The organism is Nonomuraea sp. SYSU D8015 (genome assembly GCF_008065375.1).
GTDB lineage: Bacteria > Actinomycetota > Actinomycetes > Streptosporangiales > Streptosporangiaceae > Nonomuraea.
This window is the reverse complement of sequence record NZ_MU084032.1, coordinates 203,766-214,906: the sequence shown is the minus strand read 5'-3', so window position 1 is coordinate 214,906 and position 11,141 is coordinate 203,766. Positions and strand designations below refer to the sequence as shown.

Sequence of the window (11,141 nt, the reverse complement as noted above, 5' to 3'; positions counted from 1 at the left end):
CCAGACCACCTACTCGGCGTCCTTCGACGAGGGCTTCGCCAACTCCAATACCGCCGCGAAGTCATCGACGGATGCCTCGCCGTAACCGGTCTGAATCTGACGACATCACGCCTTCAAGCTCGTTAACCCGTCTAGGACGCTCAGCTCACATGCTCTGCCAGCGGGGCGATCACCTCGTGCAGCACCTGCAACGCCTCCTGGTTTCGTCGCTCAGCTCAACTGCTATCCCTACTCGGCGTCCTTCGACGAGGGCTTCGCCAACTCCAATACCGCCGCGAAGTCATCGACGGATGCCTCGCCGTAACCGGTCTGAATCTGACGACATCACGCCTTCAAGCTCGTTAACCCGTCTAGGACGCTCAGCTCACATGCTCTGCCAGCGGGGCGATCACCTCGTGCAGCACCTGCAACGCCTCCTGGTTTCGTCGCTCAGCTCAACTGCTATCGGTAGTTTTCTCCGCGCCGTTAACACTCTGGGCAGGCAACATACCGCGCAGCACCTCCGCGGTGATGGTGGCCCGCTGGTCGGTTTCCAGTCGCTCGATGCTGTTCAGGAGGCGTTCGGCCGCCAGGTAGCGCGAGAACTCCAGCGGCTGATCGAAGTAGGAGCGCAGGTGGGTGGCGGCGGTCTCCTGAGAGCGGACGAACGTGCGGCCGATGTAGGCGGCGAACGCCGCCGACGTCGCGCCCAGGGCACCAGTGACGATAGCCCCCGGGGTGCTCTGGGCGGTGAGAGCCAGGACCGCGAAGACGACCAAGAGAACGAACCCAACTCCCATGGCAATCTGAGCGTTGCGGAACGACTGGCGGGCCTGTCCGGTGGCGATCTGGTGGTAGTAGTCCAGCCGCGCGTGAGTGACCTTCCACAACGCTGGCAGCGTCAACTCGTCGGTGGCGGTGAGCTCATTCTCGGCCTCTGATAGGTCGCGCCGAGCAGCCTGTTCAGCCTCGGTCGTGCCAGACGCGGGTCGTTGTTGATCTTGAGTTCGGGCCCGAGCGAGCGCCTCCAGCCAGTCGGGGATCTGCGTCGGAGGGAGGCCAAGTGCAAGAAGGATTTGGATCAGGCGCTCCGCAGGAGGCAGGTATCTACCGATGATGGCATTCTCTACGATCGTCCGGCTTAGATCTGCCTGCTCTGCGACCTTCGGAACGGACACCCCAGCCGCCATAAAGAGCCTATGCAATGCGTTATGGAACTCTTCACGGGTGCGGATCGCATCCGGGTGGATCAACGGCAGTGCGTACTCGGCTTTCGCTGTATAGCCCGGTCCGCTCGCGTCGCTCATGCCAGCTCAACGTCCGATCGTGTCGTTCTGCTCCCGAGGGCCACTACATGGACATGTTCTTTTCCGAGAACTGGACGCGCGCCGGGTTGGCTACGATCCGCAGCAGCTCGATCGCCCGGCCGCGCCCGTCCGCGATGACCTGGTCGGCGGTCAGCACGTAGGCCCCGGCCGCGAGCTTGAGCCGCTTCGCCTCCTCCTCCGAAGCGAGCCGTGCCCCGACCGTCCGGCGAGCCACCACGGCGGGAGCGTGGCCGGCTGCGGCGAGGGTGGCGTAGATTCCGCCCGGCACCTTGCGCTCGGTCGCGATCGGCGTGCGTTCCACGAGCTCGGCCGGGTAGTACGCCTCGTCCAGGCGGACGGTCTGCTCGCCGATGGTGGCGTGCCGGTCGCGTTGTACGACGTGAGCGGCGTCGTCGAGCCCGAGTAGCTCGGCCACGTCCGCGTCGGCGGGCTCGGGGTCGCGGACGGCGTCGGTGACCATCCGCCCGTCCAGGCCGGCCAGCTTGCAGCACTCGGACCAGGGGAGCGGCCCGTGGCCGTGCGGGTTGTGCAGGATGAGGTCCATGATCGGTGGGTTGGGGTCTTGGACGATCATGCCTACGGCGGCGTTGCGGCGGATCAGCCCCTCAGCCTTGAGGATCTTGTAGACCTGGTTCAGGGTGCCGTCCGAGCCGATCAGGTAGCGCTGGCGCAGCTCGGGTGAGGATGGCAGGACGCTGCCGGGCGGGTAGACACCATTTTTGATCTTGGCGCGGAGATCGTTGGCAGCCTGGACGTAGAGAGGAACGGGCTTCTCGACCATGCGGGCATGTTATATGTAGGACACGCGCATGTCGAGCGGGTTGCGCAACCTCACGCAGCTACATGATCAGGTCAACACGGCCTTGGCCTGGTGGCTGGTCAGGTCGCGCAGCTCGTCCAGGTACGCCCGCACCTCCGGCCGGTCGGCATGCTCGGGGCCCACCGCACGCACTAGCTCCCGAGACGACATGATCAGGTGAGGGACAGACCTCCGCTGGGCTTTGAGCGAGCGTCGGCCGTACCCGACCGCCTGCTCAATGTCGCCACGGCGGGCAGCGATCACGCCGAGCGTCAGCCGCGCCTCCGAGATCCGCATCGGCGCCAACTCCTCACCATCCGCGCTCGTGTGCGCGCGGATCACCTCGCCCGCGTACAGCTCGGCACGCTCGTTCTCGCCGAGGATGCGGTAGGCGTCCATGCTGTAGAAGTCGTACTTCAACGGGTCGATGTTGAAGTGATTGTCCAGGTTTTCCGGCACCGGCAGACTCTCCAGGACCTTGCGGCCCTCGTCAAGCGCGACCTCGACCTGGCGGCGGTCCCCGATCCGCGCCCACGCCTTCGCCTTCTGCGCGTACAGCTGCACCGCCACCCCGAGACCCCCGGCGACGGCCAAGCCCCGGTCAGAAGCGGCGATCACGCTGCGGTAGTCGCCGCGGGTGAGCGCGAACCACGCGGCCATCTCGTGCGCCCACCCCTGGATGCCGCCGTTCTCGGCCTCGAGACCCATCGACAGCGCGGCCTGCCGGGTCGCTTCGGCCGATCGCTCGTCGCCGGTGTCGGCTTCGACGCAGCCCACCAGGAGCGCGAGCCACCCGGCGAGGCTGAGGACGTCGCGGTGCTGCTTGAGGGTGAGCCGGTGGTCGAGCAGGGTCGTCAACCGGGCGAGCCACTGTCGGCCCTCGACGAGGAGCTGCCCGGCGGGCAGGTGCGGGTAGTCCGAGCAGAGCTGGTCCACGGTGATGTGGAGCCCGTCGATCGTGGCGTCGTCCACGGTCGAGGCCCGCAACCTAGTGATGATCTCCAGCGTGTCCAGCTCGGCGACTGACTTGTCACGCCCGTGGTCGCGCGGCCCGAGGGGGAACATCGCATGCGTGACCGTGCCGAACGTGGCCGCGATGAGCGGCGCGTAGAAGTGATCAGGGTGGGTCTCGCCCGACTCCCACCGCTGCCACGACCTCTTCAGCGACGTGAAGTCAGGGAGCTGCTCGGTCGTGTGGGCGGCCAGAGCGTGGACGGCCTCGTCCTGGGTCCATCCTCGCGCGAGGCGCTCGGCGCGGATGCGCCGTGCCCATGCGGGGCGGTCGTCCATGTGGTGCCTCCTGTGGCGGGGAGTCCAGATGGTGTTGTACCCCAATGTGCAACATCGAGCGAGATCATGGAGGACGACAAGTAGACGACATCGTGGTTGTCGTCTAGGCACGCGCCATGGTGCGGGGCGATTCTCTGAGCATGGACCGCAGTCGTTCCCCGCGCATGTCAGTCCTCCAGCGTCCCTTATCCGCCGGGCCGTGTGAGTGGCAGGCCGTCGTACTCGATCGCTACGCGGGTCGGGTCGATGACCATGCGCAGCCACTCCACCCGGCGGCCCTCCTGGTCGCGGGTGAGCCGGTCCAGCGTCAGAACGGGGGAGCCGACCGTCATGGTCAACTCGGCCGCTTCCTCGGCGGTCGCCGGCCGGGCGGACAGCGACTCGTCCGCCGTCGTCGGGATGATCCCCGCAGCTCGCATCGCCGCGTACACGCCGCCGACGACTTTCGCCTCCCCGGCCAGCGGAGTGCCCTCCACAAGCTGGGCGGGGTAGTAGGCGGTGTGGATCTGGCAGGTGTGATCCTGCAAGGTGGCGTGCCGGGATCGGCGTACCACGGTGTCGGTGCCAGCGGTCAGCCCGAGCGCTTCGGCGACGTCGTCGTCGGCGGGCTCGTGCGCGACCTCAATCGTGACCATGGAGCCGTTGACCCCTGCCTGCTGACAGGCGGTCTCCCATGGTCCGAGCTGGCCGCCGGGTTCGAGGACGGCTCGGTATCGAGAGAGAGGCACGCGGACGGGCCGCCAGTCCAGGACGAAGGTGCCTTGGCCGCGTACTCCAGTGATCAGGCGTTCGCCTTGAAGCTGATTGAGGGCGGCGGTCATGGTGGCGCGGGCCACGTCGTACTCTTCGCACAGCTCTGTCTGGGTGGGCAGTGGCGTGCCCGGTGGCCATTCGCCGCGCTTGATGCGCCGACGCAGGTCGGCGGCGATTCTTCCGTATTGCGTGGCCATGGTGGTGGTGGCGTCTCCCGTGGGTGGGTGAGTTACAGGTCCACAAGTCTAGTCTTGCGATTCTCTCTCTTGACAGGAGGGGCGGTACGGATCCACTCTAATAATGTGGATCGTATTCCTAGACTTGATCGAATAGGGGTGGCAGGCTTCACCGCCACGATCAACGCCGCCACTGGTCTCCAGCTCGGGCATCTCGCCTGCACTGTCTGCCAAGTCACCTGGAAGGCGCACCACTCGCGTACGTGCTGGATGTGCGGACGCGAAGGCCGATCCGTGAACAATCCCTAGCTCCACACGGGTGCGCCCGGCGTTGCACCGCCCGGCGCACCCGTAGCTCCACCGCACCAAGCGGGTCCTGATGTTGCACCACCAGGACCCGCCCCCAACGCAAGACGGCCCCCGGTGTTGCACCACCGGAGGCCGCCGTTATCAGGTTCTCCTCGCGAAAAGAGATCCACCTGATGTCCACCATCATCGCACCACGCGCGGATGCCGTGAACCGCCGGCCCGCGCCCAAGCCGCGCCTGCCCCTGGAGATGCGGCTCCGCTACGAGCGGCTCATCCGCCTTGCCAAGCTCTCCAACCCTGAGCGGCCGTGCGCGTCCGACCCCTCACCGTGGGACGAGCGCCACTCAGCAGGAGGCCCGCGCTCTCTGCCGGGGCTGCCCCATCACGACCGCGTGCGGGACCGTCGCCATCATCGACGAGGCGATCGTCCTGGCCGACAAGAGCGAAACCATCGACGCTCGCGCCCGCAACTCCGTCGTCAGCGGCACCCGCGGCGGCATGTCCGACCGTTCGCGGCGCCCGATCGTGGAGGCCGTCGCCCGGCGGATCGTGGCCGAGCGCAAGGCCCGCGCCGAGAAGGCGGGGGCGGCGGCATGATCCTCCAGGCTGATCGTGGCCTTCACATCGACAGCCACGACACCAACGACGTCGCGCCGGGCATGCCCGGCAGCGTCTGCCACCTCATGAGGTCCGCCGACAACTCTGAGCTCACGTACCACGAGCGTTTTGTCACGCTCGGCGGAGACGTCGGCCCCACCGTCACCTGGACGGCGACCCGCGCCGACGACTGCCCGAGTCTGGACAGCAACGGCGTGTGGAGCTGCACCGGCTGCCACGCCACGAACGAGCCCGGGGCGTTGGCCGACGCCGAGCAGCACGTCACCTCCCACCAGGGGGGTGCGGCGTGAACATCACCCTCGACACGATCCTGCCGATCGTCGGCCTGCTCGTCACGCTGGCCATCCCGACCGTGGGAGCCATCGCGTCGTACCGGCTGGCCCGCCCGTACAGGATCGTCGGCCACTGCATCGACACCGGCATGGTCAAGGTCCGCTGGCGGGACGAGCCCAACCGCACCTACATCTACACCCGCGCTCGCCTGGCTGCCGTGACTCAGGGGAGGGCGACCCGATGATCACACGATTGGTCCTCGCCACCGCGGTCATCGCGGCTCTCCCCATGGCTACCACCTCCCGCTGCGACAAGCTCGCGAACGCGGGCGCCGGCTCGGCCGGGCCGAGCTGCCAGGTCAGCACGAAGGCCCGACGGGAGCTCGGGCTGACCGTCGAGCAGGCGGCCAACGCCGCGGCGGTGATCCGGGTCGGCAACGATCTGGATCTGCCCGCGCACAAGCGCGAGCGCGCGAAGGTCATCGCCATCGCGACCACCCTCCAGGAGTCGAACCTGAAGGCGGGCGCGGTCGGCGACGGCGGCCGGGCGGTCGGCGTGTTCCAGCAGCACCCGCACTGGGGCCACAACCGCACCGACGCCACCGCCTCCGCGCGCCGGTTCTACGCCCGACTGCTGAAGGTTCGCCGCTGGGACACCAGGCCGCTCACCGAAGCGGCTCAGGCCGTCCAGCGCTCGGCCTACCCGTACGCCTACGCCGACGACGAGGCCCGCGCCACGCGGATCGTCGCCAAGCTCACCACCTGCAAGGGAGCCCGCTGATGAGCCTCTTCAATCTGGCCCACAGCAAGGGCAACCCGTGCCAGGACATCCAGAACTCGCTCGGCACCCACATGTCGGCCGATGGCGAACCGTGCTCGCTGTACCGCGACCCCGACTCCGGCGCGACCATCCACGTGATCTGGCGCGGCGAGGTCGAGGTACGCGCCATCGACGAGTGCCCCGCTCTCGACACGGCCGACGCCTGGGAGGTGTCCCGCTGATGGAGTTCGTGATGGACGTGGTCGCGTGGATCGTGGCGCACCCGATCGAGTCCGCCGTCATCGCAGGGCTGGCCGTGTTCGGGCTCGCGCTGTCGTTCGTCGTGCTGGTGCTCGGCTGGCGTGCGGCCACGTGGCTGTTCAAGCGGTACGTCGTCCCACGCCCGGTCGAGGACGTGCTGACCATCGTGGCCGCGTCCATCGCGACCGGCGTGTCCGCCCAGGGCATGTGGCGCTTCTCGGAAGACGTGCTCGGGCTCGACGGACCGCTCCGGGTGCTCCTGTTCGCGTTCATCGAGGTCGGCATCGTCACCAGCGCCGTCCGCGCCCGCCGCAACATGCGCGAGAACTTCTCCGCAGGGATCGACGGCCTGGCGGTTTGGGCGCTGACCTGCCTGACCGCCGTGCTGTCCAGCATGGACGCGAGCAGTGTGCCGGAGGCGGTGTTCCGGCTCGCCGCGCCGCTGGTCGCCGCCTGGCTGTGGGAACGCGGCATGGCCATCGAACGCCACCGCATCCGAGGCACCGGCAAGATTCACTGGCGGATCACCCCCGAACGGCTGCTCGTCCGCATCGGCCTGGCCGAGACCCGCGACCGCAGCGCACAGGAGGTGGACGCACACCGCCGGCTGACCCGCGTCGCGCTCGCCGCGAAGAAGGCGAAGCGGCTGCGCGAGTCTGGCGCGAAGGAGAACAAGATCCAGGCAGCGCTGGCTCGTCTCGACAAGGCGATGGACGCCGCCGTCGAACACACCAGCCTCGCCGTGGACCCCGCTCGGCAGGATGCGCTGATGGCTCAGATCGCCGCCCTCTACAACACGGCGGCGCTCGTGGACGCCGACCCGTCCGCGCCATGGGGGAAGTCACGTACGGACGTACGTGACGGCGACGGCCAGCCGCGTACGGACGACGAAGACGACAACGACCCTCCGCGTACGCCGCAACGTACGCTCCCGCGTAAGCCGCCACGTCAGCTACCGCGTATGCCGTCACGTACGCCTGTCGCGTACGCGGACGACGACGGCAACCGGTTCGTCGCTCCCGGCTGCCCGGACCACCCCGACGAGAACGTGCACGCGGCCGGATGCACCGGTTGCCTCGCGAAGTTGCGCACGGCCTTCGTCGCCGAGCTGGTGCGGGTCATCCCGACCAGCGAGTGGAAGCACGGCGTCTGGGCGACGGTGCCCACCATGGCCGCGTACGTCGGTAAGAGCCCGTCCTGGGTGGATAAGCGCGTACGTGAAGCGCGTGACCTCATCGACGCGGGCAAGTCCGAGGGCGGCCAGCAATGACGTACGCGACCACCACTAACCGCGTACGCGGCACGTACGCGACCGACCACGTACGCACGTACGCGACTTCACGTACGTGTCGCGTACGCGGTACCGCCAACGATTAAGGGGACGCGTGATGGCCGCCACCGACATCGTCACCCGCTTCATGTTCCTGCCCGTCCGCGACATAGCCGCCGACGACCCTGACGACCCCGACAACATCCTCGTGGCCGAGCTCATCTACGGCCCCGGTCTCGAGCCCCGCCACGTGACCCTGCTGCTGGATGGGTGGACGCTGCTCGTCCCGCACGCCGACCTGGCCGCCGGCCGCACCCGCACCGTGCGGTCAGACCTGGGCGGCGGGCTCCAGCTCGCCATGTTCCCGCAGGCCGGGGGCGAGTCCGTGGTGTGGGAGCTGTCCCAGGCCACCGCAGACGGCGGCCGGGTGACGGTGCTGCTCGTGAAGGTGGACGTCGGCTGGCTGCTGCCCAACCTGTCGGCCGCCGCCGACGTCGCTCCGGCCGGGGTCTCGCTGCCCGTCGTGGACTGGGATACCGAGGCTGCTCGGTTCTTGGGAGGCCAGCCGTGAATATGACTCTCTGTGACCGCCCTCAGTGGGGCATCAAGCCCGGGGAAACTCTCAACTCCGGTTTTGGAGGGCTCCAACGCGCAGGTGTGTTGCCCGTTGCGCGTTGCGCGCGCGAGGGCACCGTACCACACGTCACGCACAGTAGCCAAGGGGAGATGGTGTCCAAGCGAGCACTGAACCGTCGAAACCGGCACGTCGCCCTTATCAACGCCGAGACCATGCCGTGGCGGAGGTACTGGCGAGCCGCCTGCTTCCTCGTGTCGGAACTCCACGCGCTGTACCGACGAGACCCGAGACGAGCGCGGGATCTCGGCGACGACCTGGCGCGCCAGACGCGGGACTTCGCCCTGCGGTTGAACGCCGAGGAGATGGGAGAGGCAGGCCATGACGTTCACGTATGAACCTCCCGAGGGCCTCCAGGACGACAGCGCCAAGGCAACGACGCGAGTCACCGAGCAGCCGGTGGGGGAGGAGCCTGTGGCCCAGCCTCCCGTCGCGCCTGAGCCGACCGCTCAGCCGGCTCGGGCGCGCTCCCGGCGCACGTGGCTGGACCTGCTGGAGACGCGGATGCCCGCGCTCGGCGCCCAGCGCCTCCCATCCACGGCGACCGTGCGCGCCTACCACCAGGACGGCAGCTACGTGCCGTTCGAGTCGGACCTGCTGAGGGCCATCTGCCGCCTGCATGGCGCGTGGGTCGCCTTCCCTTGGTGCTTCTTCTTCACGTGCATGGCGTGGCTGGGCGCGGGTGACTATCGGCGCCGCCTGCGGAAGTTCCGGCGCGAAGGGCTGCCCGGCCTGTACCGGTCGCAGCTCCCGCCGCTGGATGCCCTGCATGGCTTCCCGCGCGTATGGGTCGGCATCTGGTCGGCGGTCGCCTGGTCGAACCTCAAGATCACGCGGCTTCCGGTCACGTTGGGCCTGTACGTGCTCCCGGCTACCGGCCCGTTCTGGTGGCCGCCCCTCTGGTCGCTACTGCGGCCGATCATCACCGGCTTTCTATCGATCTTCAGTAGGTGAAAGGACATCGTCATGGAGTGGTGGGACTTCGCATCCGCGTTCCTGCTCGGCGTCGGCCTGGTCATGGGCCGCTTCCGCCGCAAGGACAAGGGCAAGCCCCTGAACGGCCCCGCCGGCGGCCCTGTCCCGCAGGGTGCCCAGGGTGCTCCGCAGGGCGGCCGAGGGGTGCCTCGCGGCAAGCTCGGCATGTGGGCCGCGTGCACGCTGCTCGGGTCCAGTCTGCTGGGCATGTTGACCCTTGTCGGCGGCTGGTCGGCAAGCATCGGGGAGTGGCTGTCGGTTAGCCTCGTGTTCGCGGCGATCGTGCTCACGGTTACGGCGGGCATGCTGGTAGCGGGCGTGATCCTTGACCTCAAGGACGGCATCCCCGACAAGCGCACTCTGTTGGCCTGCATCTTCGGCCCGCAGATCGTCATGATCATGCTCGGGGCGTTCCTCGGTGCGGACGTGCACGACACAATGGTCAACCAGGTCAAGCAGACCCAGACCGCGCTCATCTCCGCCCAGGACCGCCGATGAGCATCCTGGCCATCATCGTCACCTGCCTGATCTTCATCCCGGTCTCGATCTACTTCTTCAGCGTGGTGGGCCGCGACCGCGAGCAGCCCGAGCCCGAGCAAGTCGAGCCGCAGGCGGAGCAGGACGATGTCACCGTCGAACGGGTGGACCAGCCCCGCCAGACCGTCGTCAACGTGGCGCTCACCTGGATCAAGCAGACGATCAGCGGCGGTGACCGGCAGGCGATCGACCCTCCTCGCCCCAAGCCCGCTCCCGATCCCGAGGACGACTGGACGCCACCGACCAACCTGGACGGCATGCCCGACCTCAGCGCGTGGGATGTCGAGGTCCGGGTCGATCGGCCTGCACCCGAACCGCCGCCGGAGCCATCAGCGCCTCCGGCGGCCGGGGTTCTCGTGGTCGAGCGGGGCCTGCTCGACCGGGTGCGGGACTGGCTCGGCGGCAGCAAACCCGCGCCGCTGCCGCCGGAGCTGGCCCGGCCGCCGGCGCTTGGCCAGGTGGATCCGGACTGGCTCGCCACGATCCCCGACCCCCGCCAGCTCCCCACGCTGGAGCTGCCCGACCTGCCCGTCCTGGACGCATCGGCCAGGGCCGACGTTCAGGTCGAGCACATCCCGGCCGAGCCCGCCGACCCGCCGCCCGAAGTCACCGTGACCGCCGAAGTTGTCGAACCCGTCGAGATCATCGCCCCCGTCGAACTCCAAGGAGTGGACATGGACCTCGTGCCAGTCGGCCGCCGCACCATGGCCCGCGTCCCCACCGTCAGCGGCCTCGTGAGCGCGCTCAGGACCGGCGGGTACCGGATCCTGTACGCGTGGCTGGCCAGCTTCCGCAAGGCCAACCTCAACGACCTCGGCAACGCCCAGCACATGCACCGCATGGCTCTGGCGCACGCCCAGCGTTCCCGCGTGAAGCTCGCCATCGCCATCAACCAGCTCCAGGCCGTCCAGCACGACCGGGTCGGCGCCCACGTGATCCGTGCGTGCACGACCACCGTCTTGCAGGCCCAGCGTGAAGCCAGAGCGGCGTTCCAGGTCGTCACCTACACCGCCGAACTGGTGCGTGCCTCGGGCGGCGTCCCCACCTCCCTCAAGGATGCGCTCCGTGCTCTGGAGCGCGACCACGGCGGGATGGCCCGCGAGGCCCGCAGGATGACCGTCGAACCCGTCGCTGACCTGCGCTGGTACCAGAACTAGCCCCTGACTCTTCTCAGCCCGAC

14 protein-coding genes are annotated in these 11,141 nt (G+C 68.4%); 10 read left to right on the top strand and 4 right to left on the bottom strand.

What is annotated here, in order from left to right:
* Positions 1–434 precede the first annotated feature (434 nt).
* The 4 genes from ID574_RS00985 to ID574_RS00970 form a co-directional block, all read right to left on the bottom strand.
* Complete coding sequence (locus tag ID574_RS00985) at positions 435–1,286, bottom strand: TRADD-N-associated membrane domain-containing protein (protein ID WP_188186833.1); 852 nt, start codon at positions 1,284–1,286, stop codon at positions 435–437.
* Between the two features lie 43 nt (positions 1,287–1,329).
* Positions 1,330–2,088, bottom strand: coding sequence for a GntR family transcriptional regulator (locus tag ID574_RS00980; protein WP_188186832.1), 759 nt, complete (start codon positions 2,086–2,088; stop codon positions 1,330–1,332).
* Between the two features lie 66 nt (positions 2,089–2,154).
* The gene (locus tag ID574_RS00975) at positions 2,155–3,396 is read right to left on the bottom strand and encodes an NsdA family TPR-like regulatory protein (protein WP_223166246.1); all 1,242 of its coding nucleotides are present in this window, start codon (positions 3,394–3,396) and stop codon (positions 2,155–2,157) included.
* A gap of 185 nt (positions 3,397–3,581) precedes the next feature.
* Entirely contained in the window at positions 3,582–4,346 is a 765-nt protein-coding gene (locus ID574_RS00970; protein WP_188186831.1) for a GntR family transcriptional regulator, read from the bottom strand.
* Between the two features lie 567 nt (positions 4,347–4,913).
* Between ID574_RS00970 and ID574_RS00965 the strand changes: the two genes are divergently transcribed.
* The 10 genes from ID574_RS00965 (at position 4,914) to ID574_RS00920 (ending at position 11,118) form a co-directional block, all read left to right on the top strand.
* Positions 4,914–5,231 (top strand): WhiB family transcriptional regulator, encoded by a 318-nt coding sequence (locus ID574_RS00965; RefSeq protein ID WP_188186830.1) that lies wholly within the window; start codon positions 4,914–4,916, stop codon positions 5,229–5,231.
* Positions 5,228–5,542 (top strand): hypothetical protein, encoded by a 315-nt coding sequence (locus ID574_RS00960; protein ID WP_188186829.1) that lies wholly within the window; start codon positions 5,228–5,230, stop codon positions 5,540–5,542. Before ID574_RS00965 ends, ID574_RS00960 begins: the two co-directional genes overlap by 4 nt.
* Positions 5,539–5,769: a hypothetical protein gene (locus ID574_RS00955; protein ID WP_188186828.1), complete on the top strand. Its 231-nt coding sequence runs from the start codon at positions 5,539–5,541 to the stop codon at positions 5,767–5,769. Before ID574_RS00960 ends, ID574_RS00955 begins: the two co-directional genes overlap by 4 nt.
* The gene (locus ID574_RS00950; RefSeq protein WP_188186827.1) at positions 5,766–6,305 is read left to right on the top strand and encodes a hypothetical protein; all 540 of its coding nucleotides are present in this window, start codon (positions 5,766–5,768) and stop codon (positions 6,303–6,305) included. Before ID574_RS00955 ends, ID574_RS00950 begins: the two co-directional genes overlap by 4 nt.
* The gene (locus tag ID574_RS00945; RefSeq protein ID WP_188186826.1) at positions 6,305–6,526 is read left to right on the top strand and encodes a hypothetical protein; all 222 of its coding nucleotides are present in this window, start codon (positions 6,305–6,307) and stop codon (positions 6,524–6,526) included. Before ID574_RS00950 ends, ID574_RS00945 begins: the two co-directional genes overlap by 1 nt.
* The gene (locus ID574_RS00940; protein WP_188186825.1) at positions 6,526–7,815 is read left to right on the top strand and encodes a hypothetical protein; all 1,290 of its coding nucleotides are present in this window, start codon (positions 6,526–6,528) and stop codon (positions 7,813–7,815) included. Before ID574_RS00945 ends, ID574_RS00940 begins: the two co-directional genes overlap by 1 nt.
* Positions 7,816–7,933: 118 nt before the next feature.
* Positions 7,934–8,386: a hypothetical protein gene (locus ID574_RS00935; RefSeq protein WP_188186824.1), complete on the top strand. Its 453-nt coding sequence runs from the start codon at positions 7,934–7,936 to the stop codon at positions 8,384–8,386.
* Positions 8,387–8,770: 384 nt separating this feature from the next.
* Complete coding sequence (locus ID574_RS00930) at positions 8,771–9,403, top strand: hypothetical protein (protein ID WP_188186823.1); 633 nt, start codon at positions 8,771–8,773, stop codon at positions 9,401–9,403.
* A gap of 12 nt (positions 9,404–9,415) precedes the next feature.
* Complete coding sequence (locus ID574_RS00925; RefSeq protein WP_188186822.1) at positions 9,416–9,922, top strand: hypothetical protein; 507 nt, start codon at positions 9,416–9,418, stop codon at positions 9,920–9,922.
* Complete coding sequence (locus ID574_RS00920; protein WP_188186821.1) at positions 9,919–11,118, top strand: hypothetical protein; 1,200 nt, start codon at positions 9,919–9,921, stop codon at positions 11,116–11,118. The genes ID574_RS00925 and ID574_RS00920 overlap by 4 nt, the downstream gene beginning before the upstream one ends.
* Positions 11,119–11,141: the final 23 nt, after the last annotated feature.

Bases quoted from the DNA above. Each gene is read 5' to 3' on its own strand.
- ID574_RS00925 (WP_188186822.1), top strand. From the start codon at position 9,416: ATGGAGTGGTGGGACTTCGCATCCGCGTTCCTGCTCGGCGTCGGCCTG.
- ID574_RS00980 (WP_188186832.1), bottom strand. From the start codon at position 2,088: ATGGTCGAGAAGCCCGTTCCTCTCTACGTCCAGGCTGCCAACGATCTC.
- ID574_RS00945 (WP_188186826.1), top strand. From the start codon at position 6,305: ATGAGCCTCTTCAATCTGGCCCACAGCAAGGGCAACCCGTGCCAGGAC.
- ID574_RS00975 (WP_223166246.1), bottom strand. From the start codon at position 3,396: ATGGACGACCGCCCCGCATGGGCACGGCGCATCCGCGCCGAGCGCCTC.
- ID574_RS00940 (WP_188186825.1), top strand. From the start codon at position 6,526: ATGGAGTTCGTGATGGACGTGGTCGCGTGGATCGTGGCGCACCCGATC.
- ID574_RS00935 (WP_188186824.1), top strand. From the start codon at position 7,934: ATGGCCGCCACCGACATCGTCACCCGCTTCATGTTCCTGCCCGTCCGC.
- ID574_RS00985 (WP_188186833.1), bottom strand. From the start codon at position 1,286: ATGAGCGACGCGAGCGGACCGGGCTATACAGCGAAAGCCGAGTACGCA.
- ID574_RS00950 (WP_188186827.1), top strand. From the start codon at position 5,766: ATGATCACACGATTGGTCCTCGCCACCGCGGTCATCGCGGCTCTCCCC.
- ID574_RS00920 (WP_188186821.1), top strand. From the start codon at position 9,919: ATGAGCATCCTGGCCATCATCGTCACCTGCCTGATCTTCATCCCGGTC.
- ID574_RS00970 (WP_188186831.1), bottom strand. From the start codon at position 4,346: ATGGCCACGCAATACGGAAGAATCGCCGCCGACCTGCGTCGGCGCATC.
- ID574_RS00960 (WP_188186829.1), top strand. From the start codon at position 5,228: ATGATCCTCCAGGCTGATCGTGGCCTTCACATCGACAGCCACGACACC.
- ID574_RS00930 (WP_188186823.1), top strand. From the start codon at position 8,771: ATGACGTTCACGTATGAACCTCCCGAGGGCCTCCAGGACGACAGCGCC.